Raw genomic sequence first — 26,903 nt, 5'->3', positions numbered from 1 at the left:
ATGGATACCTCACGGATCGTTGCCGCACTGCAGGGCGGGCTCGGGCGTAAGCTCGCCGCGCTCGCGCTGGTCGGCCTGCTAGTCGCCGGCGCTTCGCTCGCGATCGCACTCTTCCAGGGTGCGTTCACCAATACCGCCGTGGTGCTGGTGGATACGCCACGCACGGGTCTGGTCCTCGACCCCGACGCCAAGGTGAAGATGCGCGGCGTCGAGATCGGCCGGGTCGCCGACATCGACCTGCGTGACGACGGCGCCCAGCTGCGGCTCGAGCTCGACCCCGACCAGCTGAAGCTGGTGCCCGCCAACGCGGGTGTCGACATCCGCTCGACCACGGTGTTCGGCGCCAAGTACGTCAACTTCATCGTCCCCGACCAGCCGGCCTCGGCCTCGCTGTCCCCGGGCAGCACCGTGGCGGCGAGCTCGGTGACCGTCGAGTTCAACACCCTGTTCCAGCACCTGTCCGACGTGCTCGCCCAGGTGGAGCCGGAGAAGCTCAACGCGACACTGACCGCGTTGGGCACCGCCCTGGAAGGCCGCGGCGACAAGCTCGGCGACCTGCTGGTGCGCTCGGATCGCTATCTGCGCGAACTCAATCCATACCTGCCGACCCTGCAGTCGGATCTGGACAAGACCGCCGCGGTGACCGGCCTCTACGCCGAGGTCACCGACCCGCTGTTGCGCACCGTCGACAACGCGACGGTCACCTCGCAGACCATCGCCGAGATGCAGGGCCAGCTCGACAACGTGCTGGTCAATGTGATCGGGCTGTCCGACACGGTCGGTTCGGTCCTGCGCGAGAACGAACACGACCTGGTGACCGCGCTCGACCTGCTACGGCCGACGACCGCCCTGCTGTTCGAGTACGCGCCCGCTCTGGGCTGCATCATCGACGGCCTCGGCCCGCTGATGCCGATCGCCGAGGACATGATGGGCGGGCTGCTGCCGGGTGTCGGCATGAATGCCAGCTTCATGCTCGGCGCCCAGCCCTACACCTACCCGAACGACTTGCCCAAGGTGAACGCCACCGGCGGCCCGCGCTGTGCGGGTGTGGTGGACCGGGTACCGGAAAGCCATTCGGACTATCTGGTGACCGATACCAGCGAGGGCACGGTGTACACGCCGAACACCCAGCACGAATTCCACGGTGTGCCAAAGGTATTCCAGCTGCTGCTGGACGGACTGCCGGGAGTGACGCGGTGAGGAACACGGGGACGACGATCAAACTGGCGATCTTCACCGTGGTGATGACGCTGGTGTTCGCCGGCCTGGCGATCGTCTTGAGCCAGGCGCGGTTCTCCAGCGAGAACGGCTATCGCGCGGTGTTCACCAGCTCCTCGGGCATGCTGCCCGGTGCCAAAGTGCGCATCGCCGGTGTGCCGGTGGGTTCGGTGACATCGGTGAAGGTCGGCGACGACAACCTCGCCCATGTCGAGTTCGATGTCGACAGCAAGTACGCGGTGCTGGCCAGTACCCGTGCGGCGATCAAGTACGAGAACCTGGTCGGCGACCGCTACATGGAATTGCTGGAAGGCCCTGGTTCGGCCCGACGGCTCTCCGGCGGTGACACCATCGGCCGTGAGCAGACCTCGCCCGCGCTGGATCTGGATCTGCTGCTCGGTGGATTCAAGCCGCTGCTGCGAGGGCTCGACCCGGCGCAGGTCAACGACCTCACCGCGGCGCTGTTGCAGATCTTCCAGGGGCAGGGCGGCACTCTGGTCTCGCTGCTGAACAGCGGTGGCAACTTCGCCAAGACCCTGGCGGACCGGGACGCGCTGATCGGCAGCGTGATCGACAACCTGAACACCGTGCTCGCCACCATCGACGATCGCGGCGATCAGTTCGCCACCACCATCGACGAGCTGCAGCGCCTGGTCAGCGACCTGTCCGCCCAGCGCGACCCGATCGGCAACGCGTTGCCGCGGATCGCGGGCGCGACACAGGAACTCAACGACCTGCTCGTGCAGGCCCGTCCCGATCTGCGCAACACCATCGAACAGACCGGCAGGCTCGCCACGAACCTGGACGAGGGTTCCGATCACATCGAGTGGGTGCTCGGAAAACTGCCGGATACCTACAAGAAGCTCATCCGGATCGGTGCCTACGGTTCGTTCCTGCAGCTGTATATCTGCGGTACCAACTTCCTGGTCAGCGGCCCCAACGGCCAGCCGATGGAAGTTCACGCGCCGGGTCTGCAGGCGACCGGAAGGTGCACGCCCAATGAATGAGAACAAATCGTCGGCGGCGACGATCGGTATCGTCGGTGTGGTTCTGGCGGTGACGATCTCGCTCGCGACGCTGCAATTCACCGAGCTGCCCTTCATCCGCTCGGGAGCGACGTTCACCGCGAACTTCCTCGATGCGGGCGGCCTGGTACCGGGCGACCCGGTTCACGTGGCCGGTGTGCGTTCCGGCGAGGTGCGGCAGGTCAGCCTCGACGGCGACAAGGTCCTGGTGAAGTTCGACCTCGACGAGTCGATCGTGCTGGGGGAGAAGACCACCGCCGCGATCAAGACCAATACGGTACTCGGCCGCAAATCGCTGGACGTGGTGCCGACCGGCCCCGGCGCGATCGGCACCGGGGACACCATCCCGGTCGACCGCACCACCTCGCCCTACTCGCTCAACGAAGCGCTGAGCGATCTCGGTGGGACCGTGCGCGATCTCGATCTGGATCAGGTCGACCAGACCCTCGACACCCTGTCGGCGGCCTTCGCCGACACGCCGGGCCCGCTGCGCAACGCGCTCGACGGTGTCACCGCTCTGTCACGCAGCATCAATGTGCGCGACCAGGCGCTGACCGACCTGCTGGCCCGGGCACAGAATGTCACCAAGATCCTGGCTGACCGCAGCACCCAGCTCAATACGCTGCTCATCGACGGCAACGAGCTGCTCGGCGAGCTCGACCGGCGCCGGGCCGCGATCAACCAGCTCGTCGTCTATATCGACGATGTGGCCAGGCAGCTCTCGGGCCTGGTCGCCGACAACGAGCCGCAGATGCGGCCGACGCTGGACCGCCTGAATTCGGTACTCGCCCTGCTCCAGCGCAACGAACAGAACCTCAACGAAGCCCTCGACGGCCTCGGTCCCTACGCTGCCGCGCTCGGTGAGCAGGTCGGCAACGGGCCCTGGTTCAACGCCTACGTGGTGAACGCGACCAGTACCGAATTGCGCCCCCTCGTCGACGCGCTGGTCTGGCCGGAACAAGTGCCACAAGACCTGATCGACATCTTCACCAACCCGAGGACGCCGTACATCGCTCCTGCTGAGGAGGATCCCCCGCGATGAGCTTGACCCAGCAGGTGCGCGGGTTGCCGCGCTGGACGATCGCGGTGGCGGTGGTAGTGATCGCGGCGCTGGTGGCGGTCGGCGTCTACCTCGTCACCGGCGCCGGAAAGAACACGGTGACCGCCGCGTTCACCTCCACCACCGGCCTGTACGAAGGCGATGAGGTGCGGGTGCTCGGCGTCACCGTCGGCAGCATCGACTCGATCGAACCCGGCAAGGGCCAGGTGCGCGTGCAGATGAGTATCGACAGCAGCGTCGATCTGCCCGCGGACGCGCGCGCCGTGATCATCGCGCCGTCGCTGGTGTCGGCCCGCTTCGTGCAGCTCGCGCCCGCCTACAGTGGCGGCCCGAAACTGGCCGACGGCGCGCAGATTCCGCTCGAGCGCACCGCGGTGCCGGTGGAGTGGGACGAGATCAAGGCCGAATTGACCAAACTGTCGACGGCGCTCGGTCCCGTCGGTGACGACAAGCAGGGCTCCTTCGGCCGCTTCGTCGACACCGCGGCCGAGAACCTCGACGGCAACGGACAGAAGTTCCGGGACACCCTGCGCGAACTGTCCGCGACCCTGACCACCCTGTCCGACGGGCGAACCGACCTGTTCGGCACCATTCGCAACCTGCAGAAGTTCGTCGAGGTGCTCTCGGCGAGCAATGAGCAGATCGTGCAGTTCAGCGGTCGGCTGGCTTCGGTGTCCTCGGTGCTGGCCGGCGCATCCGAAGAACTCGGCGCCGGATTGGACAGTCTCGATGTGGCGCTGGCCGATGTGAAGCGGTTCCTCGACGGCACCGGGGGCGAACTGACCGAGGGCGTCGAGCGGCTCGCCGATGTCACCCAGACGCTGGTCGACAAGCGACCCCAGCTCGAACAGGTGCTGCACTCCGGCCCGACCGCGATGGTGAACTTCTACCAGCTCTACAAGCCGGCTCAGGGCTCGCTCACCGGCGCGGTGGCGCTGAACAACTCGGCCAGTCCACTCAGCTTCCTGTGCGGTTCGATCCGGGCGCTGGAGCTCAACAACTCGGACAGGTCCGCGGATCTGTGCGCGGAGTTCCTGGCACCGGTGATCAGCTCGCTGGCGATGAATTACGTGCCGATCATGACCAACCCGGCCAGCGGCGTGACCGCCTTCCCCGAGCAACTGGTGTACAGCGACCCGAGTCTGGCCGGCGCGGGCCAGCCGAACCAGGCACCGGCCGCTGCTCCGATCACCGTGCCCGAAGGTCTTGCCGGGCTTGCCGTTCCAGGAGGACAGCGATGAGGCGGCAACGCATACTCGCCGGGCTGGCCGTCGGCGTCGCCGTCGCGCTCGGCACCACCGGCTGTCAATGGGACGGGCTCAACTCGCTGCCCATGCCCGGCTCCGAGGGGCGCGGGCCCGGCTCGTACACCGTGCGGATCCAGATGCCCAATGTCACCACCCTGACCCGGAATTCACCGGTGCGGGTGGACGATGTCGAGGTCGGCAACGTCACCGGGATCGAGGTCGAGGGCTGGCACGCGCTGGTGACGGTGTCGCTCAACCCCGAAGTCCATCTGCCCGCCAACGCGATCGCCAAGATCGGCCAGACCAGTCTGCTCGGCAGCAACCACGTCGAGCTGTCCGCGCCGACCACGGTCGCGCCGGAAGGGCAGTTGCGCGGCGGCGATGTCATCCCGCTCGAACGCGCGGGCGCCTACCCGACCACCGAGCAGGTGCTGTCCTCGCTGTCGGTGGTGCTCAACGGTGGCGGTATCGCGCAGCTCGAGACCATCACCACCGAACTGAACGCGATGGTGAACGGCCGCGAGGACGAGATCGCCGACCTGCTGCCGCAGCTCAACGAGCTGACCACCGGTCTGGAGCGGCAGACCGGCAGCATCATCGCCGCGATGGAGGGCCTGGACCAGCTCGCGGTGAAACTGGCCGGTCAGCGTGATGTGATCGCCGAGGCGATCGAACAGATCCATCCCGCACTCACCGCGCTGGCCGACCGGTCGGCGAACATCACCGCGGCGATCACCGCGCTCGGTGAGCTCGGTGACGTCAGCGAACGACTCATCAAGACCAGCGGTGACGATCTGGTGGCCAATCTCCGCAGTCTCGGTCCCGTGCTGAAAACGCTGGCCGACACCGGAAACAACCTGGTCCAGGCGCTGGGCATCCTGCCGACCTTCCCGTTCCCGATCAAGAACATCGACAACGCGATCATGGGCGACTACATGAACTTGTTCATCACGTTCGACCTGACCGCCAGCCGCCTCGACAGCAACTGGCTCACCGGTACCCCGCTCGGCGGTCGCTTCGGTGGTGTCGAGGGCGTCGTCGGCTCGTTCGCGCCGTCGACCGCCACCGATGCCGCTGACCCGGCCACCGCGCCGTTCGCGGCCCCGCAGGCCCCCGGACCCCTGCCCACCATTCCAGGGCTACCGTCCATTCCCGGCCTGCCCGCTATCCCCGGTATCACCGCGCCGCTGCCCGGCCAGGAAGGGGCGGGTCGATGAAACTCACCCGGTTCGTGCGAATCCAGCTCGCGATCTTCGCGGTGCTCACGGTCGTCGGTCTCGTCGTGATGAGCGGCAGCTACCTGCAGGTACCCGCGATGTTAGGCATCGGCCGGTACGCGGTGACCGTGCAGCTGGCCGCCACCGGTGGGCTCTATCCCACCGCCAATGTCTCCTACCGTGGACAGAACATCGGCAAGGTCGAAGCGGTGCGGCTGACGACGGCAGGGGTCGAAGCGGATCTGTCGATCGACAGCGACTACAAGGTGCCCGCCGATTCGAGCGCGTGGGTGCGCAGTGTCTCGGCCATCGGCGAGCAGTACGTCGACCTGGTGCCCACCGAGCAGCCGTCCGACAAGCATCTGCGCGACGGCTCGGTGATCCCGGAGCAGCGCACCCACCTGCCCCAGGATGTCGGCGCGATGCTCGACCAGGCCGACAAGCTGCTCGCCACCGTCGCCGACACCCGCCTGAAGCAGGTGATCGACGAGGCGTTCCACGCGTTCAACGGCGCAGGGCCCGATCTGCAGCGGTTCATCGACTCGGCGGCGCTGCTGGTGCAGCAGGCCGAAACCGATATCGAGCCGACCAAGAAGCTGCTCGACCAGATCGGTCCGCTGCTGGACACCCAGACCCGATCCGCCGACGATATCCGTTCCTGGACAGCGGATCTGGCCACGCTCACCGATCAACTCCGCGAGCACGATCCCACGTTGCGGAGCCTGTTGAACAACAGTCCTTCCGCGATGGAGACGGTGAACAGGCAGTTCCAGGATCTGCGGCCCACCCTGCCGCTGCTCGCCACCAATCTGGTGAGCCTCGGACAGGTCGGCGTGACGTACAACGCGAGCCTGGAACAGCTCATGGTCGTCTTCCCGCCGCTGATCGCGGCGCTGCGAACCGCCATCCGTGGGCCGGCGAAGTACGGCGTGATGGTCGACTTCATGACCGTCCTCAACGACCCGCCCGCCTGTACCACCGGCTTCCTGCCCGCGGACCAGTGGCGGCAGCCGAGCGAACTGACCCCGATGGACACTCCGCCCGGGCTGTACTGCAAGGTGCCGCAGGACTCGAATATCGCGGTGCGCGGCATCCGCAACACGCCGTGCATGGAGTTCCCCGGGGTCCGGGCGCCAACGCCCGAACTGTGCCGGACGGGATTCGTGCCGGAAGGCAACAACCCGCCGTTCGGCCCGGTGCAGCCGGTCGCTCCGGCCTCGGCACCCGCAGGCGCATCGACGGGCGGTGTGACCCCCGCCGCAGCGCGCCCTTATGATCCGTCCACCGGCAGCTATCTGGGCACTGACGGACGCACGTACCGCCAAGGCGACATCGCCGCGGATGGCTCGGGCACTGTTCCGGCCAGCTGGCAGGCGATGTTGGAGGAGCAGCAACGATGAACGACAACGACAACCGCCGCCCGCGCAGGCGGGCCGCACGCTCGGCCGGACCACCGGTCGACGAGACAGCGGCCGAAACGGTCACCATCAGTAAGAGCGAAACTGCATCAACCACGGACGGCACGGTGAAGCTCACCGACGCCACCGTGAAGTCCGACGCGACCGTGAAGTCCGATGTCACCACCGTGAAGTCCGAGGACGACACGGTGAAGCTCGCAGACGACACGGTGAAGCTCGCGGACGCCGCCCCGGCGACCTCGGACAAGCCCCCGGTCGATCTGACGAAGTCCGCCGACGACACCGACGCGGCACCCCGCTCGGGCGCCCGCATCCTGGCCCTCGCCGCGGCGATCGTGCTCGTGCTCGCCCTGGTCGCCGGCGCCGGTTTCGCCGCCTTCACGGCCTACTCGGCGAACCAGGACGAAGACCTGCGCGCGCAGTACACCGAGACCGCCCGCCAGGCGGTGCTGAACCTGACCACCATCCGCGCCGACACGGCCAAGGAGGATATCGACCGGATTCTCTCGGTGGCGTCCGGCGACTTCAAGACCGAGTTCGACGGTCGCGTCGATCCGTTCATGGACATCGTCAAGCAGGCGAATGTGGTCTCCACCGGCGAGGTGGTCGAATCGGGCATCGTCACCGCCGACGACGAGTCCGCGCAGGTGCTCGTCGCCGCGAAGCAGACGGTGAGCAACAACGGCTCGCCCGAACCGCAGTCGCGGCAGTACCGGTTCCGGATCACCGTGTCGAACAGCGATACCGGAATGAGTGTGTCGAAAGTGGAGTTCGTCGGATGAGCCAGCGTATGAAGATCGTCTTCGGCGGCCTTGCCGCCCTCGGCCTGATCGCCGCGATCGTCCTCGGTGTGAGCGGCTATCAGCTCTGGCAGCACGACCGGACCGAGCAGGCCCGCTCCGACGCGATGAGCACGGCCAGCCGCACGGTCAGCGCCATGTTCACCTACGAGCCCGCCACCGTCGACACCGCGCTGCCGAAGGCGGCCGACGGCCTGACCGAGTCCTTCCGCAGCGACTACCTGAAGCTGATCGAGCAGGCCATCGCGCCGGGCGCCAAGGAGAAGCAGCTCACGGTCAAGGCCACCACCCAGGCCGAAGGCGTCGTGTCCGCCGATCCCGAGCACGCCGTCGTGCTGCTGTACCTGAACCAGCTGACCACCAGCAAGGACACCCCCGACGGCACCGCTTCCGGTAGCCGGGTGCGGGTCTCGCTGGACAAGTCCGACGACCGCTGGCTGGTCGCCCAGGTCACGCCGGTCTGATCCACCGCGACGCGGATCGCATCCACCGTGGCGCCGTCGGCCCGGCCTGAACTCAGGCCGGGCCGCGGTCGTCTCGGGGCAGCCGGACCACGAATGTCGCGCCACCGCCCGGCGTCGGCGCGACCTCCACCGTGCCGTTGTGGGCCGCCACCAGCGCGGCCACGATGGACAGGCCGAGGCCGGTGCCGCCGCTGCTGCGGGCGCGTGAGGTGTCGGCGCGGTAGAACCGCTCGAAGATCCGCGCGGACTCCTCGGAAGTAAGGCCGGGTCCGGTGTCGGCGACCTCCACGCGCACCTCGTCTTCGGCCGGGGTGAGCCGGACGGTGATCGTCGTGCCGTCCGGTGTGTGCGTGCGGGCGTTGTTGAGCAGGTTGGTGAGGATCTGGCGGAGGCGGTGCTCGTCGCCGCGGATCTCCAGGGTGCCGGTGCCCTCGGCGACGTCGAGGGTGATCGGCCGGTGCTCGCCAGCGGCCTCCTCGACCGCGCGTGCGCTGTGCACGGCGTCGCCCGCGATGGCGAGCAGGTCGACCGGTCGCAGGTCGACGGGTCGTTGCGCGTCGAGCCTGGCCAGCATCAGCAGGTCCTCCACCAGCAGGCCCATGCGTTGCGCCTCGTGTTCGATCCGGTTCATGAACGTCGCCGGATCGCCGGTCGCGCCCTGCCGGTACAGCTCGGCGAAGCCGCGGATGGTGGTCAGCGGGGTACGCAGTTCATGACTGGCATCGGCGACGAAACGCCGCATCCTCGCCTCGGATTCGCGCGCGGCCGCCTCGGAGGCCTCGGTGGCGGCGAAGGCCTGCTGGATCTGGGTGAGCATGCTGTTGAGCGAGCGGGACAGGCGGTCGACCTCGGTATCGGTGCCGCGCACCGGAATCCGGTGGTGCAGCTCGCCCTCCGCGATGGCCGCTGCGGTCGCCTCGACCCGGCCAAGCGGCCGCAGGCTGCCACGGACGACGAAGTAGGCGGCGATCGCCAACGCCGTCAGGATGATCGCGCCGACCACCAGTTCCAGCACGACGAGATTGCGGACGGTCTCGATGTTCTCGGTGAGCGGCCAGGCGACCGTCGCCGAGGCGTGCTTGCCGTGCACGGTCAGCACCCGCCACTGTTCGGTCGAGTCACCTTCCGAGCCGACCGTGACCGGTTGCAGCGCAGGCGGATCGGGCAGCGCTGGGGTGGCGTCGGTGCCGAAGACGTTGTCCAGGGTGATGTCCCGGGTTCCGTCGGAGCTCTCGGCGTGTAGGTAGTACCTGCCAGGAGGCTGACGGTCCGGTGCCGGGGCCGGCAGCGCGGGGGCGGGCAGGCCGACCCGGCGCTCCCATTCGATCGCCGCGTCCGTCAATTGCTGATCGGTGCGATTCCGCAGCGAGGTCTCCATCGCCTTGGTGACGACGAAACCCGAAGCGACCAAACCGAATCCGGCCATCGCCACCAGGATCAGCACCAGCGTCACCCGCAGCGGGATGGCCGAGAACCTCGGTACGCGCGGCCTCATCGCGCGGCGGGCTCCCGCATCACGTATCCGACGCCGCGCAGGGTGTGGATCAGCCGCTGCTCGCCGGTGTCGACCTTCTTGCGCAGATACGACACATACGTCTCCACCACCCCGACCTCACCGCCGAAGTCGTAGCGCCACACGTGATCCAGGATGCGCGGTTTGCTGAGCACGCTGCCCGCGTTCACCATGAAGTAGCGCAGCAGGGTGAATTCGGTGGGGGACAGGGCAACCGGCTCGCCCGCCTTCCACACCTCGTGGGTGTCGTCGTCGAGTTCGATGTCGGCGAAGCGCAGCCGGGTGCTCGCCTTTTCCGGCGCGGTCTGGCCGGCGCGGCGCAGGATCACCCGCAGCCGGGCCACCACTTCCTCGAGGCTGAACGGTTTGGTGACGTAGTCGTCGGCGCCGAGGGTGAGGCCGGTGATCTTGTCCTCGACCTCGTCACGGGCGGTCAGGAACAGGACAGGGGCGTCGATGCCGTCGGCGCGCAACCTGCGCAGCAGGCCGAAGCCGTCCATCCCTGGCATCATCACGTCGACGATCAGCGCCTGCGGCCGGAACACGCGCGCCTTGTCCAGGGCCTCGGCGCCGTCGGCGGCCGTGGCCACCTCGAAACCCTGGTAGCGCAGGCTCACCGCCAGCAGTTCGACGATCATCGGTTCGTCGTCGACGACGAGCACCCTGGCTTCGGGTGCATCAGGCACACCGCTCATGGGTCCCATCGTCGCGCACCTCGCTGGGAAGTGGCTGGACCCATGCTGTGAGGTCGCTGTGTGCCGCTCAGCGCGACGTTTCGCCGAACACGTCCTCGTCTTCGCTGAGCAGGGCCGAACCGGCGACATTGCCGTGGGAGAGCGCGTCGAGGAAGGCGCGGGCCCAGCGCTCGACGTCGTGGGTGAGCACCTGGCGGCGCATCGAGCGCATCCGGCGGCGCTTGGTGTCGCGGTCGTCGTCGAGCGCGCCGACGATGGCGTCCTTGACGCTGTCCAGGTCGTGCGGATTGCACAGGTAGGACTGGCGCAGCTCGGCGGCCGCGCCGGTGAACTCGCTGAGCACGAGGGCGCCGTTGAGGTCGCTGTGGCAGGCCACGTACTCCTTGGCGACCAGGTTCATACCGTCACGCAGCGGGGTCACCAGCATGGCGTCGGCGGCGACGAAGAAGGCGATCAACTCGTCGCGGGGGATCGGGCGGTGTAGATAATGCACGACCGGGTAGCCGACGCGGGCGAACTCGCCGTTGATCCGGCCGACCTGGCGTTCGATGTCGCCGCGCATCTTGATGTAGCTCTGCACGCGTTCGCGGCTCGGGGTCGCCAGCTGCACCATCACCGTCTCGGTCGGGTCGATCCGGCCCTCTTCCAGCAGTTCCTGCAGCGCGTTGAGCCGGATGTCGATGCCCTTGGTGTAGTCGAGGCGGTCGACGCCGAGCATGATGTTCTTCGGATTGCCCAGCTCGGCGCGGATCTTGGCGGCCCGCTCGCGCACCGAACGGCGCCGCGAATGCTCGTCCAGCTCGGCGGAGTCGATCGAGATCGGGAACGCGCCGACGCGCACTGTGCGGAAGCCGACCTGCACCACACCCAGCTTGGACCGCACGCCGATGGTGCCGCGCGAGGTGGGCTGACCGGCCAGTCTGCGGGCCAGGTACAGGAAGTTCTGCGCGCCGCCGGGTAGGTGGAAGCCGATCAGGTCGGCGCCGAGCAGGCCCTCGACGATCTCGGTGCGCCACGGCATCTGCATGAACAGCTCGACCGGAGGGAACGGGATGTGCAGGAAGAAACCGATGGTCAGGTCGGGCCGCAGCATCCGCAGCATCTTCGGCACCAGCTGCAGCTGGTAGTCCTGCACCCAGACCGTCGCGCCCTCGGCGGCCACCTTCGCCGTCTCCTCCGCGAACCGGCGGTTGACCTCGACATAGGCGGCCCACCAGGCCCTGTCGTACACGGGGCGCACGATCACGTCGTGATACAGCGGCCACAGCGTGCCGTTGGAGAACCCCTCGTAGTAGTCCTCGACCTCCTGCGCCGTCAGCGGCACCGGATGCAGTTCCAGACCGTCCTCGATGATCGGCTCGACCTCGACGTCGGGCACACCGGCCCAGCCGACCCAGGCCCCCTTGTTGCTGCGCAGGACCGGCTCCAGCGCGGTCACCAGACCACCGGGGCTGCGCTTCCATCGGGTCGTGCCGTCGGGCAGGCGTTCGAGGTCTACCGGCAGCCGATTGGCCACGACGACGAACCCCGAGCCCGCACCGCTCGCGACGGATTCGCTCTCATCGGACGGACGGTCGTTGGACTGTTTATCGATCATTGGTCCACTCACGCATCCTTTGCGCGTCGCAGGGTCCCGCTTTGAGGTTGTGGTCGTAGGGGAGGGTCAGCTGGGGCCGATGCCGAGCATCGACAGCAGCATCCGGCACTCGTCGGCGTCTTCGGCGTATGCCGCGACGACGCGCTGGGCCTGGCGAGCGGTCTCGTCGGCCAGCGGCTCGAGCTCGTCGTCGGCGATGTCGTTGGCGCTGCTCTTCGCGGCCATAGTGGTTCGTCCTCCCGGTTTCCCAAACGCTCTGCGTGCGAGTAGCCAATACTATCGGTCGCCTGTGCACGGCCGATGAACTCCCGACCCGATCACCCCACCCCGGTGCAGTGTCGTGGCGGTCCCGTTACCGTGGTTGTCGGACAGCTCCACTCCGCAGAGAGGTTTCTTTCATGCCACTGGCCACGGTGAACGGCATCGCACTGAATTATCAGGTCAAGGGCGACCGTACCAAGGGCACCGACGTCAAGGGCGGCGGTCCGCTGGTGGTGTTGATCATGGGCACCGGGTCGCCGGGCCGGGTGTGGGATCTGCACCAGGTTCCCGCGCTGGTCGCGGCCGGGTACCGCGTGTGCGTCTTCGACAACCGGGGTATCGCGCCGTCGTTCGAGGCGGCCGATGGCATGCGGATCGAGGAGCTGGTGGCCGACACCGCGGCGCTGATCGAGTTCCTGGACGAGGGGCCAGCCCTGGTCGCGGGCACCTCGATGGGCGCCAGGGTCGCCCAGGAGCTGGCGCTGGCCCGTCCCGACCTGGTCCGCAAGGCCGTTTTCATGGCTGGCCACGGCAGGCTCGACCAGTTCCAGAAGACGCTGTCGGCCGGTGAACAGGACCTCGACGCCGCCGGTGTGCAGCTGCCCGCGAAATTCGAGGCGGCCCTGACCGCGGTGATGAATCTGTCACCCGCGACCATGGCCGACACCAACGCCGCCCGCGATTGGCTGGATCTGTTCGAGTTCACCGGCGGGGCCGCGACCCCCGGAATCCGGGCCCAGCGGGCGATGGACCACGAGTTCGACCGGATCGCCGCCTATCGCGCAATCACGGTGCCCTGCCTGGCAATTGGCTTCGCCGATGATAGGATGATTCCGCCTTATCTGTCACGGGAGGTTGCCGAAGCCATCCCGGGCGCCAGGTACCAGGAGATTCCGGACACCGGGCACTACGGCTACCTGGAACGCCCCGAGGCGGTCAACAAGATCCTGCTCGATTTCTTCGCGGGCTGAGGTAACCACCTACACGTAACGTCTGCCTTGCTAGGGTCGACACAACGCCCGGGGGTGCGCACCCCTGAGCGATCCCGTACACAGCGCCAGTATCCAGTGAGGTGAAATTGAGCACCAACCCCTTCGACGACGAGGACGGCCGCTTCTTCGTTCTGGTCAACGACGAAGAGCAGCACTCCCTGTGGCCCGCGTTCGCGGAGGTCCCGGCGGGTTGGCGTGTCGTGTTCGGTGAAGAAAGCCGGGCCGCGTGCGTCGAATACGTCGAGAAGAACTGGACCGATATGCGTCCCAAGAGCCTGCGTGACGCGATGGCCGCCGACGATGCGGCCCGCGCCCAGTCCTGAGCAGTAACACCGATACTGCGCCGGGACCTCGCTGAGCGTGACGGCCGTGTGGCACTCCTACCGATGCCACGCGGCCGCCGCGTGCCGCTATGATGGTCGCTGCCCTCCGGGGCGATGAAGTACCCGCCTCCTTAGCTCAGTGGTAGAGCACCGCTCTTGTAAAGCGAAGGTCGTCAGTTCAATCCTGACAGGGGGCTCCGAGAACAGGCCTCCGACTGCGTTGAAACGCAGTCGGAGGCCTTTCGTGCAACTGCACTCATACGCGAAGCGTTCGGCATAGGGTGAGTTCACCGGTGAACTACCTGGAGAACCGATGAACCTCTCTCGTCCGGCATTCCGGACAATCGGCGTGCTGACCGTCATCGCGACGGCCGCGCTGCTGCCCGCGGCGAACCCGGCTGCCGCCGCACCGGAATCGTGTCCACAGTGGACACAGCGCACGGTCGCGTCCGGCTACGGGTTGCTCGAGAATCTCGCCTTCGACGGCCGCGGCAACCTGCTGCTGTCGGAGCAATCCACCACCGGAGTCGGCGGCTCGCTACAGCGCCTGGCGGCCGACGGCGCGAAGTCTGTCGCGGTGGGCGGTATCGACGGACCCGGCGGAGTCATCGTCGTGGGCGACACGGCCTATTTCACGACCGGCAACAGCGCCGTGGCCGCGCTGACGGGCCGCGCGGACGGCACCATTCGCGCGCTGGACCTCGACACCGGCGCGGTCACCACGGTCGCCACCGGCTTGACGATGCCGAACGGCCTGGCGCAGCTGCCGAACGGCGATTTCGTCGTCAGCAAGGACGTCGGCGCGGGATCCATGACGCGAGTAGCGGCGAATGGCAGCGCGTCACCCTACGCACCGTCCCTCACCTCCACCAACGGCCTCGCGTTCGACCGCGCCCGCGATCGGCTCGTCGTCTCGACGACCTTCGACCCGACAACAGTGGTCACCTTCGTCGACTACGCCGACCCCGCCAAGCCGGCCCCGCAAACCGTGATCCCCGGATACGGCCCACTGAACGCGGCCGACGACCTGACCGTCGGCCCGGACGGCAAGGCATACGTGGCGCTCAATGTCGCAGGCCGAATCCAGCAGGTCGACCTGGACACCCGCCAATCCTGCACGATCGCCGACGGACTCCCACTGTCCTCCTCGGTCCGTTTCGGCGCAGGCCCGGGCTGGGACGCGCACGCCCTCTATGTGACGAGCTTCCTCGGCACCGTTACGGAGTTGACCCCACCCAGCGCCTGAGGGTGCTCAGGCGCTGGCGAACTAGAATCTGTCAGGCGCGGTTGGTCCTCGGTCGGCCTGGCTTGCGGTCCCATTCCTGCGCGAGCTTGCGGATCGGTACCGCATCCCCACACCCGACCGGTACGCAATTCGAACAGCGGCTGCGGGAACGCCGGGGTCGAGCGAAGCTGGTGCACCCGCTGACGGCTTACCCCGAGGAGTTCGCCCACCTCGGGGGCGGATATCAGCTCCGGCAGTGTCGGAGCTTCGGCGCGCCGAGCCTGCTCGTCCTTGGTGATGACCTCGATCGCGGTCGGCGGCAGCGGGACGGCGACGCTGATCACCGTGTGCGCCATCTCGGCGGCGCTGATTTTGACATTTCCCTACCGTTCGTAATCGACCTGCCCTGATCCGCACTTGCCTGCTGATGAGCCACCATCCATGACTGCCCTTCGCCGCCCAGCCAGGGTTGGTCCCGTATGTCGTTGTCCGGTAGCGTCTTCCGCCATGAGTACTCCTGGGGGGAGCGACGGTCAGTCGTTGTCGGTGGTCCCCGACGAAGTCAGTGACGTCGGCAAATACGTCTACGGTCTCGCCGAAACGCTGCGCGCAGCGTTGGATTCGGCGAGTGGGGATGTCGAGGCCTTGCTCGGCGGCGGATGGCTCGGTGATCTGGCCGACGAATTCGGTACCGGTTGGACCGAAACAAGCAGTGGCGGCCGCCAGATCTGCACAGCCTTGACCGAGATGGCCGAGAAGCTGGGTGTCACCGCCGACACGTTCCAGAGTCAAGATGTCTCGAATCAGTTCTCTCTCAATATGATTGGCCTCGATCTATCGGAGTTGTAATGGGTTCGGAATTTTCTGTCGATATGGATCAGCTCGATCAGATCGTGGCTCGCCTGGCCGGATTGGCTGGGTTTGTAGCCGATCATCTCGATGACATCGATGATCAGGTCGCCAAGCTGAAGGGCACCAGCTGGGAGGGGCTCGCGGCGGATGCCTATCAGGTAGCGCACCAGCAGTGGATCACGGGGGCACGCGAATTCGCCGAGGGCATAAGTGATATGAGCGACGCGGCGAAGGCCGCTCACGGTCGCTATTCCACGGCGGCGGATGCCAACAAGCGGATGCTGCAAAGCGGTTAGCCGATGACTTGGACCATCGACTCCGGCATGTATTATGATGCCGCGAAAAAATGTCATCTGCTCGCCGACGATATCAGCCTTGCACTGGGCCCGCTGAACTCCACGCTGCAACATGAGTGCGGTGGAATGTCTGGGGACCACGAGAAATGCGGGGAGTGGACCACCGCCTACGACCGGCACGCCGCCGACATCATCACTCTCACCGCTACCTTGGCGAACGCGCTTCGCCGATATGGTGACGTGCTGGAAGCGAACGGCTACAACTGGTGGCACTCCAACCGAGCCACGGCCAGTGGCGCTGAACCCGCACGACCATCGGTTTCGGAACCCCTGTACGACTCCGGGATGGCGCTACCCGTCACCGCCAAGGGTGACAACGGCGCGGGCTTGGATGAAGGCGCTGTCGTCGGGTTGCTGGAGAAGGTCGGCAAGATTCCCAACGGAGACGCCACCAAGCTCGCTACGGCGCGCGATGCCTGGAAGAAGTTCGCCGAGAGTGGCTACATCGCCGGTGCGGAAGACCGGATCAAGGGGATCGGCGCCAAGTTCGAGGGCAGCACCGACCCGAACATCATCGGTATCGAGGAAAAGCTCGACACACTCGAGCAGGCCGCGAAACTCGTAGCCGAGGCCGCCAAGGGCATGGTCACGCCTGTCACCGAGCATCACACGGCGCTTACCGACATGCGCTCGGAGATTCAATCCGCCGTTGCCCAAGCCGGCATCGAGATCGCAGCCGCGATCGGCATCACCATCGCCGTCGTCGCGGTCACCGCGGTCTTCACCGCTGGACTCGCCTCCGGCGGCGCAGCGGCGGGTGGTGCGGTGATCACGGTCGAGATCGTCGAGAGCACCGCCTTGATCATCAAGAACACAGTGACCGCCAGCCGCCTCCTGATGATCTTCGGCGCTGTCGTCGCGGCGGGCACTGCCACAGGCGGATTCACCGGAATCCCCGACCTCACCAATGCTGGTGTCAGCGCCGCGGTCACGGCGATCGCCGGCATGGCGGTATACATCGCCGCCAACGACGACGCTGTCCCGGTCGATCGGCCCAAGAAGGTGCCAACCTCTGGCTCGGGTAAAGAAAAGGCAGATGATGTGCCAAGCTGGGCCAAGGGTCGACCGCCATTCGTAGGTGAAAGCGGGAAAGATTATGCGCGCCGACTGATGGATGAGCAGTATGGGCCCGGTAATTGGGAGGGGACGGGACCGAAGAGTGAGTTCAACAAGATCAAGAAGTATGGTGATCGTGCCTGGCAAGACCCCAAGTAGTGCGCTGATGGAGATGTGAATGGACGAAATATTTGTGGTCGATCATTGGTACGAATTGGAAGATGGGGAGGAGGTCATCCGTACGATTGGGCTGTATTCGTCGGAACTGAAAGCCAGCGATGCAGTAGATCGAATGAAGAAGTTGCCGGGATTTCGTGACCGCCCCGATAATTTCAGTGTGGACAGATATACGGTGGGCAAAGATCATTGGACCGGCGGCTTTGTTTCCGCAAGCACATGAGCACACTACCTGTGGAGGCTTCGATGGACTCGGTGTATCTGCTCGAACATACGTACACAAAGGAAGATGGCACTGAAGAGTCCAAGCGAATCGGCGTGTACGTGTCGGAGGGTGCTGCACGGGCGGCTGCTGCACGCCTTAGTGCTGCGCCAGGATTTCGTGAATACCCCGACAATTTTGTAGTACAGCGATATACGGTCGACGAAGATCATTGGACGAGTGGCTTTGAAGAACTTCGGCTGTGAGGGGATTGGCTGAACTCTGACTGGATATTGCAAAGCAACTTCCGGTGACGCATTCGCCGCACGATCCGTGCATGGTTGAACGATTCGCCACAGAGGTCCGGACCGATGTCCACCGAGGTGTGCGAACTCACACAACCCTCGGCGGGCAAGGCTCAGTCGGGGACGTTGGCTCCGTAGCCGAGTTCGCGGAGGGCGGCCTTGATCTTGTCGCGGGCCTCGTCGAGGGATTCGGGTTTGGGGGCGGTGTCGGCGCCGGAGATGTCGAAGTCGCCCATGGTGTAGGCGGGGAAGACGTGGGTGTGCAGGTGGGGGACTTCCAGGCCCGCGATGAGGAGGCCGGCGCGGGGGGCGTCGAAGGCGATGCGGACGGCCTGGCCGATCTTCTGGGCGACGCCGGTGAGCCGGGCCATGACGGCGGGGTCGACGTCCTGCCACTGGTCGATCTCGGCGCGCGGCACGACGAGGGTGTGGCCCTGGGTGACGGGGGCGATGGTGAGGAAGCCGACGAACTCGTCGTCCTCCCAGACGAAGCGGCCGGGAAGCTGTCCGGCGATGATCGCGTTGAAGACGGATGCCATGCGGCGAGCCTAATCAGATCCCGACGAAATGCGACAGGATGCCCTGCACCTCGTAGATGTCGACCTGACGGTTGAACCGCTGCTTGACCGGCTCGTTCCCGCTGCCGATCCAGATGTAGAGCTCGGCGTCGAGGTCGAAGGTGCCCGCGGTCTCGACGGCGAAGTGGGTGATAGAGCGGTAGGGGATGGAGTGGTAGCTGACCTTGCGGCCGGTGACGCCTTGCTTGTCGACCAGGATCAGCCTGCGGTTGGTGAACAGCATCGCGTCGCGCACCAGGATGAAGGCCGAGTAGACCTGCTCACCCTGGCCGAACAGCCTCGCGTACTCCTGCTGGGCGGCGGCGGGGTCGATGCGGCCCGCATTGCCCATCATTCCGTCGAGCAGACCCATGCTGTGCTCCCCTCGGCAGCTGGCGGACCCGTCGTCCCGCCAGCACCATTGTCCCCCAAGCGAACCCGATGTGGGTGGAGTGTGCGGGTGAATTCCCGGTGCCGGGACCCACGGCCACGGCCGGGCGGCCGGTACCGGATACCGCGACCAGGTAGCGGGCTGGGGCGTGCGAAGCAGGTGCGAAGTGCGCGACTAATCTGTGACCGTGCGCGTACTCGTCATCGGTTCCGGAGCCCGTGAACATGCCCTCGTCCTGGCGCTACGCCGGGACCCGTCCGTGACGGCGGTCATCGCCGCCCCGGGCAATCCGGGCATCGGTCAGCATGCCGAGCTACGCCCGGTCGATCCGTGCGCGGCCGAGGACGTCGTCGCGCTGGCCGCCGAGGTCGCCGCCGATCTCGTGGTCATCGGACCCGAGGTGCCGCTGGTGCTCGGCATCGCCGACGCCGTGCGCGCGGCCGGGTTCCCGGTGTTCGGTCCGTCCAGGGACGCGGCCCGGATCGAGGGCTCGAAGGCGTTCGCCAAGGACGTGATGGCGACCGCCGGTGTGCGGACCGCGCACAGCGAGATCGTCGACACCCCCGCCGACCTGGACGCCGCGCTCGACCGCTTCGGCCCGACCTGGGTGGTCAAGGACGACGGCCTGGCCGCGGGCAAGGGCGTCGTGGTGACCGCCGACCGCCGCGCGGCCCGCGATCACGGCGCCGAGCTGCTCGAGCAGGGCCACCCGGTGCTGCTGGAGTCGTTCCTGGACGGTCCCGAGGTGTCGCTGTTCTGTCTGGTCGACGGCGAGACCGTGGTCCCGCTGCTGCCCGCCCAGGACCACAAGCGCGTCGGTGACGGCGATTCCGGCCCCAACACCGGCGGCATGGGCGCCTACACCCCGCTGCCGTGGCTGCCCGAAGAGACGCTGAACGAGATCGTCGAGGACGTGGTCAAGCCGGTCGCGGCCGAGCTCGTCGCGCGCGGCAGCTCCTTCTCCGGCCTGCTGTACGCGGGCCTGGCGATCGGCACCAACGGCCCCGCCGTCGTCGAATTCAACTGCCGCTTCGGCGATCCCGAGACCCAGGCCGTCCTGGCCCTGCTCGACAGCCCGTTCGCCGAACTCCTGCACGCCACCGCCACCGGCCGCCTGGCCGAGGTCGAGCCGCCGCGCTGGAAGGACGGCTCCGCGATCACGGTCGTGCTGGCCGCCGAGAACTACCCGGCCCGCCCCCGCACCGGTGACGTGATCACCGGCGCCGAGGACGGCGTGCTGGTCGGCGACACGCTGGTGCTGCACGCGGGTACGAGCCAGCGCGAAGACAAGGCGCTGGTCTCGGCGGGCGGCCGTGTGCTGAACGTCGTCGGCGTCGGCGCGGATCTCGCCCAGGCCAGGGAACGCGCCTACGCCCGGCTCGCCCAGATCAAGCTCCCCGGCAGCCACTTCCGCACCGATATCGGCGCGACCGAGGTGGTTGTTCCCGAGCGGACGACGTAGCTAGCACTTCTGCGCTGCGCCCTCAGCAGAGTTCCATCGGTCGTTCGCGTTCATGTCGGGCGTTGGACGCTGTTGGACACCATGCGTAGAAATTGGCCCTGGACACGGTCTACATCGGTGATCCGATCCTGGACCGCTCGTTGCGCAGCGCGGAGATCTGCATAGTGGTTGTCGACCTGCGCAGCCGCATTCTGGGCAGCCGCAGCCGTCAGTTCGACGATCGTGCGTCCGAGCCATTCCCGATTTGCGTTCGACGTAGTCCGGCCGAGCTCGACATCGAGGAGGAGACCCATGGCATTCACTCGAACCCTGACTGCCCCATCCGGTGTCCGTGCCTCCCCCTCGATTCGGGCGATCTGCTCGCTGTTGGCTTCGATGGCCCGCAACTGGGCCTCGAACTCGTCGGCGGCGGCTTCCAGTTCGGAATCGTTCGGTGTCATTCGAGTTGCTCCATCGCTGTGTGGACCCAATCGCGAACTTGTTCGCTCTCATCGTCGGCATAGCGGGCAATGAGCGGGAGAGTGCCGTCCGCCTCCGCGAGAATGAGAGCTTGAATCGCCCATTGGCGGGTGCCGCGATCGGCGAGTGCATCGACAGCGATTTGTATCGCTTCGGGGGTCTTCGATCGTCCGAGGTACGGGAGTAGAGCGGCACGCGGGTTGTCATCTGTCAGTTCGTTGAACAGACCGAGTATTTCAGCATAGTTCTCCGGCCCCGCGATCTTGTCGAGTGCGCCGCCTGCCCACCATTGCAAATCAGTTGGCATCGGCGGGTCTCGCCGAAGCTGCGCAATCAACGCGGCGATCGCTGCTTGATCGCCGTAGGCAACCGGATCGGCGAGGTTGTGCAGCAGATGGGCGCGGATCCCCTGCCGGTGCGTTGTCTCGGGTCCAGGAATCTTTCTGTCAAGATTGGCCAGCCAATCTGTGAAAACTGGTACCGCTTGCGGGTCGGTGCCGACGTAATTGTCGAGGTCGGCAAGTCTGAAGCATCGAACTCCGACGGCGGCCAGGTCCTGAGCGAGTCGCAGTTCGAACCCGCGCTCGCCATCAACGTATTCCGGCGGAATATTCTCAAGCCAGTCGTCACCATCCGGCATTCCCGGATAGTTAGCGCCCGACCATTCCTGCTGCGCAATCTTCTCGGGTTCCTGGATGCGGGCCTTCGCTCGCGCCTCGGCGGCTGCCTCGGCGATGTCTTCCGTCCCCGACTCTATCCGCGCGATCTGCTCTCGCAACTTCCGGAGCTCCGATGACCTATCGAGGTTTGGGTTTGGCGTCATTGTTATCGTCTAGCTCCTTCCTGACCAGCTGGATTTGCCCGGTATCAATCATATGTTGAATATCGGGATCGTTTATGTTTGTTCGGTGGTCGGTTACCAGAACCATGGTATAGCCCTGACTCTGCGCGTATATGGTTTCGAGTTTGATCTGCTTGATCGAGCGGTCGTCCAGCTCGTTTGCATTCTTCACCTCGACCACTTGCTTGTTTCCTACATCGATGTAGTCAGGGTATATCGTGTCACCGTTTACCGTTACTCCTCTTTGGCCGGCGGGCAGCGGGATCCCCGCTCTTTCCTCGCCGCGGTCGCCGGCTTCTTCGTTGTCGTCCCTATTGCGATTGCGAATTGGTTGGGCGTTGCGCGGTGTTCGATTCAGGATAGATGACAAGAACTGTACGTCGCCACTTGCTGCCGCGTAGATGCCCTGGCAGTTGCCAATCGCTTGGTCGACGTGTTCATTTATTTCGTTCAGTAACCCGTCGATTGCGCTGGCGTAATCCTTCTTTGTTTTCTCTTCAAGTCTTTCTATCGCCCTGATTATCGGCCCCGATATGAACCCGGGAAGGCGTTTCAGGGCAAATTTGTCTGCTTCATAAGACAGGAGGATGATCCGGAGAATGTTGAGCGAAGTCACTATCAATGCACGATTGTCCGCGCTGATCGTCCCTACCGATTTGCAGGCGGTCTCGAGGTATGTGCCGAGCTCGCCGGAGTCGTGCAATGCCGTGTGCACGTTGTTGATTTCATCTATGATTCCGCTGACCTCGACGTCAGCCTTCTCTTCGGCGGACCATTTCAATACTGCAAAATTGCGCATCGTGTCGGCGGTTCTCTTGGTGGCTCGACCCCAATCGCCGAAATCGGTGCCTGCCTTCGTGATCCTTGCGGGGTCGCTATCGGCCCATGGGCGGGTAACCAATCCCCTCAGCAAGTCCCAGTTGGATGGCGTATCGTGCTGACCGCCTGCCGCGTACTCGCCAGGGTGCAGATTTATCTTCAGCGTAGTGCCGTCCTGTGCTGCAGGGGTCGGCTGATTAGCTTTCGGGTTGTTGTTGTTCTCGGCATGGGCGTGATTGAGTCCGGCCCAGTGCACCTGGTAACCCAGTTCGCGTGCGGCCATTGCGCTGGTCGAAGCAACTTCGAAGATATCGGTGGCTGCCTGGTCGAAATTCTGGCCCCACCGGGTTCCTCCCGGAAAATAGCTCCCGGCGGAGTTGGCGACCGTCAACTTGGACTTGAGGGCTCGAAGATCACGCTCCACGTCCCGGCTAGTGCCGGTCAGCTGTCGTGCGGCATTGTAGTAGGACTCGGGATCGATGTCGGTCATCCGTTTGACCAGCCGAACATCTGGCGATTGGCCTCACGAGCGTCGGCATAGTTCTGGCGGCAACTATCGACATGGCGCCGAAGCTCCCGCAACTCAACGAGATGGTCCGCAGCGGTGGCCTGCCAGTTCGTGTGAGTTTCGGCAAAAGCGTCTGCTGCCTCCCCCGAATATTCCTGGGCGAGAGTCGCGGCGGTGGTGCGGGCGTCGGCGAGATAGGTTTCCAACGTCGCGATGCGGGTGTCGAGATCGGTGACGAATTGGGTCATCGCGGACAGATCGTATGAGAAAAGTGCCATCAGGAATGCGGTCCTGCCCTGTCACAGGTTCAATCTGTACTGCTGGATCTCTGCGGCGCTGTTGTCATCTTGTCCGGCGAAGGCCTGCGCAGCGGTTCGAAGGTGCTGTGCATAGCTTTCGAGGTGACTGGTATGCGCGGCGACCCGTGAGTTCAACGACTCCCATGTCGTGGCGATCAGATCCGCGGCGGCGCCCTGCCAGGTGTTTTGGAGATCTGTGTGGGCGAGGTGAATCCTGTTGAGTTCGTAGAGAAGATCGCCCTGGCTGTTCTGCAGCGCAGTCGCTGCTTGCCGAAGCTTCTCCGGGCTGACGTCGAGCGTACTGTCGTCCATAGCATTCCCTTCCCCGTTCCCGATCGTCTGTCTGGAGGAAGCGCGCATGGACTGGCGTAGCGTGGCGTCGCAACAAGACCAGGACGACCTGGACAACCTGCTGCGAGACAGTATAGGTGTCGCCGGTGAAATGCTCAGTGGCGTAGCAGGTCTCGTGCCTTTCATGCTGGTTGTTGGCGTGGACGGGGCCAAGTCGATGCGCCGGCTTGCGGGGGCGGCCTCAGACGAAGATTCGATCCGGGATGACCTCACCTTTGATGATGATCGGCGGGAGTTGCGCGCTCGAGTCATCGTGTACGCCGTGACCGCGCGACATCCCTTCGTCGGCGATGCGATCAAGATCGCCGCCGAGCACGCGGGTGGCATCGCGATCGACCTACTCGTTCCGTACACGTCGGACGAACAGTCGGTGAACATCGACATGATTGGTGCAAATGCGGCCGTGGGTGTCCGGCGACTCTGGCAGTAAGCCGTTCGCGCCGAGCGCATCCGGTGATCGAACGACTCCGATTTCCCGTTGGTGAGGCCGGGCGTCAGGTCAGGCGTAAACCGTGCAGGGCCAGCCAGGCCTGTGGGTCCACGTGCTGGCCGTTCTGCACGATTTCGAAGTGCAGGTGGGGGCCGGTGGAATCGCCGCGGTTGCCGATGCGGGCGATCTGCATGCCCGCGGGGACGCGTTCGCCCTGGGAGACGAAGAAGTCGTACATGTGGCCGTAGATGCTGATGGTGCCGTCGTCGTGGCGGATGCGGACCCACAGGCCGAAACCTTGCGCCGGTCCGGCTTCCACGACGGTGCCGTCGGCGACGGCGTAGATGGGGCTGCCGATGGGGGCGGCGATGTCGATGCCGCGGTGCATGGTGCCCCAGCGCGATCCGAAACCGGAGGTGAACGCGCCCTTGGCGGGCAGGCTGAAGCCGCCGCCGGACGGTGTCGACCCTGGCACCATGACCCCGGGGACCACCGGGGCGCGCTGACCCATCCAGTCCTGCCACTCGCCCGACGCCGCGGCCGCCGCTTCCGCCTTCGCCCGCTCCAGGGTGGCGCGCGCGGCGGCGGCGACCACCGCTGCCTCGCGGCGCTTCTCACCCCTGGCGATGGCGGCGAGCAGGCGGCTCGACGACTGCGGATTCGGCGCGAGCTGCGGTGGATAGGCGATCGCCACCCGCTGCGCCTCACCCGGCACCAGCGGACGTTCGCTCGCGATGTCCCTGATCTGCGAGTCGGCGGCGGCGAACACCGCGACGACGGCGACTCCGGCGATCAGCACCCGACGCTCGAGCAGCACCTGACGCACTCGATCCCGGCTCGGCCGCTGCGCCCACAGCGCTTCGGCATGTGCCTTGGGCCGCAGCCAGAACACCGTGCGCGCATCGCCGCGGCGCAGTTCACCCGCGACCTCGCCGACTGCCGGGTGCTTGTCCACCCAGGCCGTCACCCGCTCGCGGACGCTGGTCTTCGACGTCAGCTGTTCGCGCCAATTCGCTTGCAGGACATGGCCGTTGATGCTGACGATGCGCCGGGCTGCACTATCGGCGGCGGATCGTGCCGACGCGTTGTCGTCCGCCGGGGCATCGTGGCCGGCCGAAGTGTCATCCGCTGCAACACTGTTGGCTGTGGCCTGCTTGCCGACGCCTGCATCGGCCGTGCCGACCCCGTCGGCTACCGCTTGCTCGTGACTGTCTGCCGCTGTATCCGCCGGGCGCACACTGTCACCCGTCGTGGACGCGATTGCCGCGGCCGACGAACCATCGACTGCCGACGACGTGTCAGCGCGATCGGCCGTTCGCGCATCCGCCCGCCGCACTCTCCCCGCCCTCATCCACTCCATGGTGCCCCCGCGCCCCGGCACCGACGCGCTTGCTGCGTCGGTGGCTGCGTCTTCGCTGTCGGAGCCATTGTGCCGACCATATCTGTGAACGCGCGCGATCGGGTGCTCTACCGTCTCTCGGGTGTCCAGAGAATCGCGCCGGTCGACAATTCCCCCCTTCTACGTGATGGATGTGTGGAAGGCGGCGGCCGAACGGGCCAGGTCGCATGGAGATGTGCTGATCCTCGCGGCCGGGCAGCCGTCGACGCAGGCGCCGGCGCCGGTCTTGCGGGCCACCAGGGCCGCCATCGACCACGAACTGCTCGGCTACACCGAGACGTTCGGCATCCTGCCGCTGCGCGAAGCCATCGCGGGGCATCACAGCGAGACCTACGGCTACGACGTGCACCCGGACGAAGTGGTGGTGACCACGGGATCGTCGGGCGCGTTCACGCTGATCTTCCTGGCCGCCTTCGACGCGGGCGACACCGTGGTGGTGGCCAGGCCCGGCTACCCCGCCTACCGGAACACGCTGACGGCGCTCGGCTGCACCGTGGTCGAACTGGACTGCGGCCCGCAGACCCGCTTCCAGCCGACCGTGGCCATGCTGGAGGCGCTGCCAGAGCCGCCCGCGGGCCTGGTGGTGGCCAGCCCGGCCAACCCGACCGGCACCATGATCGACCCGGCCGAACTGGCCGCGCTGGCCCGCTGGTGCGAGGAACACGGCACCCTGCTGATCTCCGACGAGATCTATCACGGCATCACCTACGAGGGGGCGAGCACGCCGACCTCGTCGGCCTGGGAATTCTCCCGATCCGCGGTGGTTATCGGCTCGGTGTCGAAGTATTTCTCGATGACCGGCTGGCGCCTTGGCTGGATGCTCGCCCCCGAGGACCTGCGTCCCGCCCTGCAGCGGCTGGCCTCCAACATGACCGTCTGCCCGCCCGCCATCTCCCAATACGCGGCGGTGCACGCGTTCGGACCGGAAGCCAAGGATGAACTGGACGGTCATGTGCGCCGGTACGCGCGCAACCGGGCACTGTTGCTGGAGGGTCTGCCGAGCATCGGTATCACCGATCTCGCGCCCGCCGACGGCGCCTTCTACGCCTATGCCGATATTGGTCATTTGACCAACGATTCCCGTGCCTGGTGCGCCGAGATACTCGCGCACACCGGCGTCGCGCTGGCGCCCGGTCTCGACTTCGACACCGTGCACGGACTTCGCACGGTTCGCTTCTCCTTCGCCGGCTCGGGCGACGACATCGCCGCAGCGCTGGACCGGTTGGGAAGGTTCCTGAAGGACTGACCGGTCTCGCTGTCAACAGTGATGTGCGACAACAACTTTGCCTAGTACGAACACTTCCGTGCCGGGATACGGTAAAACTCAGTTATCCCGATTTCCCGCGTTTCCCCGATGACGATTGCGCACGGTTGAACTGATGAT

The 26,903-nt window shown here is 66.0% G+C and carries 31 protein-coding genes and 1 tRNA gene; 20 read left to right on the top strand and 12 right to left on the bottom strand.

Annotated features, from left to right (window positions below; translation table 11 throughout):
* Genes ACWF82_RS17340 through ACWF82_RS17305 form a run of 8 tightly spaced genes read left to right on the top strand, consistent with a single transcriptional unit; the run spans window position 1 to window position 8,449 of the window.
* A complete protein-coding gene (locus tag ACWF82_RS17340) occupies window positions 1-1,200 on the top strand; it encodes an MCE family protein (RefSeq protein WP_452502230.1) in 1,200 nt (399 codons plus the stop codon).
* On the top strand, window positions 1,197-2,225 hold the full coding sequence (locus tag ACWF82_RS17335; RefSeq protein ID WP_452502228.1) for an MCE family protein: 1,029 nt from the start codon (window positions 1,197-1,199) through the stop codon (window positions 2,223-2,225). Before ACWF82_RS17340 ends, ACWF82_RS17335 begins: the two co-directional genes overlap by 4 nt.
* Window positions 2,218-3,285 carry an MCE family protein gene (locus ACWF82_RS17330; protein ID WP_189029964.1) on the top strand — a complete coding sequence of 356 codons (1,068 nt, stop codon included), beginning with the start codon at window positions 2,218-2,220 and terminating at the stop codon, window positions 3,283-3,285. Before ACWF82_RS17335 ends, ACWF82_RS17330 begins: the two co-directional genes overlap by 8 nt.
* Entirely contained in the window at window positions 3,282-4,544 is a 1,263-nt protein-coding gene (locus ACWF82_RS17325) for an MCE family protein (RefSeq protein ID WP_452502226.1), read from the top strand. The genes ACWF82_RS17330 and ACWF82_RS17325 overlap by 4 nt, the downstream gene beginning before the upstream one ends.
* Window positions 4,541-5,767 (top strand): MCE family protein, encoded by a 1,227-nt coding sequence (locus ACWF82_RS17320; RefSeq protein ID WP_452502224.1) that lies wholly within the window; start codon window positions 4,541-4,543, stop codon window positions 5,765-5,767. The genes ACWF82_RS17325 and ACWF82_RS17320 overlap by 4 nt, the downstream gene beginning before the upstream one ends.
* A complete protein-coding gene (locus tag ACWF82_RS17315) occupies window positions 5,764-7,167 on the top strand; it encodes an MCE family protein (protein WP_452502222.1) in 1,404 nt (467 codons plus the stop codon). Before ACWF82_RS17320 ends, ACWF82_RS17315 begins: the two co-directional genes overlap by 4 nt.
* Window positions 7,164-7,967 carry a hypothetical protein gene (locus ACWF82_RS17310; RefSeq protein ID WP_452502220.1) on the top strand — a complete coding sequence of 268 codons (804 nt, stop codon included), beginning with the start codon at window positions 7,164-7,166 and terminating at the stop codon, window positions 7,965-7,967. Before ACWF82_RS17315 ends, ACWF82_RS17310 begins: the two co-directional genes overlap by 4 nt.
* Entirely contained in the window at window positions 7,964-8,449 is a 486-nt protein-coding gene (locus tag ACWF82_RS17305) for a h domain protein (protein WP_452502219.1), read from the top strand. The genes ACWF82_RS17310 and ACWF82_RS17305 overlap by 4 nt, the downstream gene beginning before the upstream one ends.
* A 52-nt stretch (window positions 8,450-8,501) precedes the next feature.
* Here ACWF82_RS17305 and ACWF82_RS17300 read toward each other — a convergent pair whose 3' ends face one another.
* From ACWF82_RS17300 to ACWF82_RS17285, 4 genes are all read right to left on the bottom strand, one after another.
* Window positions 8,502-9,944, bottom strand: a complete 1,443-nt coding sequence (locus ACWF82_RS17300) for a HAMP domain-containing sensor histidine kinase (protein WP_452502217.1) — start codon at window positions 9,942-9,944, stop codon at window positions 8,502-8,504.
* Window positions 9,941-10,657 (bottom strand): response regulator transcription factor, encoded by a 717-nt coding sequence (locus ACWF82_RS17295; protein ID WP_378851507.1) that lies wholly within the window; start codon window positions 10,655-10,657, stop codon window positions 9,941-9,943. Before ACWF82_RS17295 ends, ACWF82_RS17300 begins: the two co-directional genes overlap by 4 nt.
* A gap of 67 nt (window positions 10,658-10,724) precedes the next feature.
* On the bottom strand, window positions 10,725-12,254 hold the full coding sequence (locus ACWF82_RS17290) for an alpha,alpha-trehalose-phosphate synthase (UDP-forming) (protein WP_452502215.1): 1,530 nt from the start codon (window positions 12,252-12,254) through the stop codon (window positions 10,725-10,727).
* Window positions 12,255-12,320: 66 nt separating this feature from the next.
* A complete protein-coding gene (locus ACWF82_RS17285; protein WP_019044795.1) occupies window positions 12,321-12,479 on the bottom strand; it encodes a hypothetical protein in 159 nt (52 codons plus the stop codon).
* Between the two features lie 173 nt (window positions 12,480-12,652).
* Here ACWF82_RS17285 and ACWF82_RS17280 point away from each other — a divergent pair, with 173 nt between their 5' ends.
* The 9 genes from ACWF82_RS17280 to ACWF82_RS17240 all read left to right on the top strand — a co-directional run bounded on the left by ACWF82_RS17280 (window position 12,653) and on the right by ACWF82_RS17240 (window position 17,964).
* On the top strand, window positions 12,653-13,486 hold the full coding sequence (locus ACWF82_RS17280) for an alpha/beta fold hydrolase (protein WP_452502213.1): 834 nt from the start codon (window positions 12,653-12,655) through the stop codon (window positions 13,484-13,486).
* Between the two features lie 107 nt (window positions 13,487-13,593).
* A complete protein-coding gene (locus tag ACWF82_RS17275) occupies window positions 13,594-13,830 on the top strand; it encodes an MbtH family protein (RefSeq protein ID WP_022565839.1) in 237 nt (78 codons plus the stop codon).
* A 125-nt stretch (window positions 13,831-13,955) separates the two neighbouring features.
* A tRNA-Thr gene (locus ACWF82_RS17270) sits at window positions 13,956-14,027 on the top strand.
* 116 nt (window positions 14,028-14,143) lie between these two features.
* A complete protein-coding gene (locus ACWF82_RS17265) occupies window positions 14,144-15,076 on the top strand; it encodes an SMP-30/gluconolactonase/LRE family protein (protein WP_452502211.1) in 933 nt (310 codons plus the stop codon).
* Between the two features lie 486 nt (window positions 15,077-15,562).
* Complete coding sequence (locus tag ACWF82_RS17260) at window positions 15,563-15,904, top strand: WXG100 family type VII secretion target (protein ID WP_452502209.1); 342 nt, start codon at window positions 15,563-15,565, stop codon at window positions 15,902-15,904.
* Between the two features lie 23 nt (window positions 15,905-15,927).
* Window positions 15,928-16,203 (top strand): WXG100 family type VII secretion target, encoded by a 276-nt coding sequence (locus ACWF82_RS17255; protein WP_452502208.1) that lies wholly within the window; start codon window positions 15,928-15,930, stop codon window positions 16,201-16,203.
* A 3-nt stretch (window positions 16,204-16,206) separates the two neighbouring features.
* Window positions 16,207-17,478, top strand: coding sequence for a hypothetical protein (locus ACWF82_RS17250; RefSeq protein ID WP_452502206.1), 1,272 nt, complete (start codon window positions 16,207-16,209; stop codon window positions 17,476-17,478).
* A gap of 19 nt (window positions 17,479-17,497) precedes the next feature.
* The gene (locus tag ACWF82_RS17245) at window positions 17,498-17,719 is read left to right on the top strand and encodes a DUF7336 domain-containing protein (protein WP_452502204.1); all 222 of its coding nucleotides are present in this window, start codon (window positions 17,498-17,500) and stop codon (window positions 17,717-17,719) included.
* A gap of 23 nt (window positions 17,720-17,742) precedes the next feature.
* Entirely contained in the window at window positions 17,743-17,964 is a 222-nt protein-coding gene (locus ACWF82_RS17240; protein WP_452502202.1) for a hypothetical protein, read from the top strand.
* Window positions 17,965-18,116: 152 nt separating this feature from the next.
* Here ACWF82_RS17240 and ACWF82_RS17235 read toward each other — a convergent pair whose 3' ends face one another.
* A complete protein-coding gene (locus ACWF82_RS17235; protein ID WP_452502201.1) occupies window positions 18,117-18,542 on the bottom strand; it encodes an HIT family protein in 426 nt (141 codons plus the stop codon).
* Window positions 18,543-18,555: 13 nt separating this feature from the next.
* Complete coding sequence (locus ACWF82_RS17230) at window positions 18,556-18,933, bottom strand: PH domain-containing protein (RefSeq protein WP_189029989.1); 378 nt, start codon at window positions 18,931-18,933, stop codon at window positions 18,556-18,558.
* Window positions 18,934-19,138: 205 nt separating this feature from the next.
* Between ACWF82_RS17230 and purD the strand changes: the two genes are divergently transcribed.
* Window positions 19,139-20,413 carry a phosphoribosylamine--glycine ligase gene (gene purD / locus ACWF82_RS17225; protein ID WP_452502198.1) on the top strand — a complete coding sequence of 425 codons (1,275 nt, stop codon included), beginning with the start codon at window positions 19,139-19,141 and terminating at the stop codon, window positions 20,411-20,413.
* 50 nt (window positions 20,414-20,463) lie between these two features.
* Here purD and ACWF82_RS17220 read toward each other — a convergent pair whose 3' ends face one another.
* The 5 genes from ACWF82_RS17220 to ACWF82_RS17200 are packed head-to-tail and all read right to left on the bottom strand — an operon-like array spanning window position 20,464 to window position 23,651.
* Entirely contained in the window at window positions 20,464-20,853 is a 390-nt protein-coding gene (locus tag ACWF82_RS17220) for a YbaB/EbfC family nucleoid-associated protein (protein WP_452502196.1), read from the bottom strand.
* A complete protein-coding gene (locus tag ACWF82_RS17215) occupies window positions 20,850-21,650 on the bottom strand; it encodes a HEAT repeat domain-containing protein (protein WP_452502194.1) in 801 nt (266 codons plus the stop codon). The genes ACWF82_RS17220 and ACWF82_RS17215 overlap by 4 nt, the downstream gene beginning before the upstream one ends.
* 19 nt (window positions 21,651-21,669) lie before the next feature.
* Entirely contained in the window at window positions 21,670-23,022 is a 1,353-nt protein-coding gene (locus ACWF82_RS17210) for a putative toxin (protein ID WP_452502192.1), read from the bottom strand.
* The gene (locus tag ACWF82_RS17205) at window positions 23,019-23,318 is read right to left on the bottom strand and encodes a WXG100 family type VII secretion target (RefSeq protein ID WP_452502190.1); all 300 of its coding nucleotides are present in this window, start codon (window positions 23,316-23,318) and stop codon (window positions 23,019-23,021) included. The genes ACWF82_RS17210 and ACWF82_RS17205 overlap by 4 nt, the downstream gene beginning before the upstream one ends.
* 21 nt (window positions 23,319-23,339) lie before the next feature.
* Window positions 23,340-23,651, bottom strand: a complete 312-nt coding sequence (locus ACWF82_RS17200; RefSeq protein ID WP_452502188.1) for a WXG100 family type VII secretion target — start codon at window positions 23,649-23,651, stop codon at window positions 23,340-23,342.
* 46 nt (window positions 23,652-23,697) lie between these two features.
* Here ACWF82_RS17200 and ACWF82_RS17195 point away from each other — a divergent pair, with 46 nt between their 5' ends.
* Window positions 23,698-24,120 carry a hypothetical protein gene (locus ACWF82_RS17195; RefSeq protein WP_452502186.1) on the top strand — a complete coding sequence of 141 codons (423 nt, stop codon included), beginning with the start codon at window positions 23,698-23,700 and terminating at the stop codon, window positions 24,118-24,120.
* A 64-nt stretch (window positions 24,121-24,184) separates the two neighbouring features.
* Here the strand turns inward: ACWF82_RS17195 and ACWF82_RS17190 are convergent, their stop codons facing one another.
* Window positions 24,185-25,075, bottom strand: a complete 891-nt coding sequence (locus ACWF82_RS17190) for a M23 family metallopeptidase (protein WP_452502272.1) — start codon at window positions 25,073-25,075, stop codon at window positions 24,185-24,187.
* 526 nt (window positions 25,076-25,601) lie between these two features.
* On the opposite strand from ACWF82_RS17190, the gene ACWF82_RS17185 reads away from it, so the two are divergent.
* Window positions 25,602-26,765 (top strand): pyridoxal phosphate-dependent aminotransferase, encoded by a 1,164-nt coding sequence (locus tag ACWF82_RS17185; RefSeq protein ID WP_452502184.1) that lies wholly within the window; start codon window positions 25,602-25,604, stop codon window positions 26,763-26,765.
* Window positions 26,766-26,903 lie beyond the last annotated feature (138 nt).

Source organism: Nocardia sp. NPDC055053, assembly GCF_053608285.1.
Note: the sequence above shows the minus strand (reverse complement) of the source record. Positions and strands in the feature narration are given on the sequence as shown.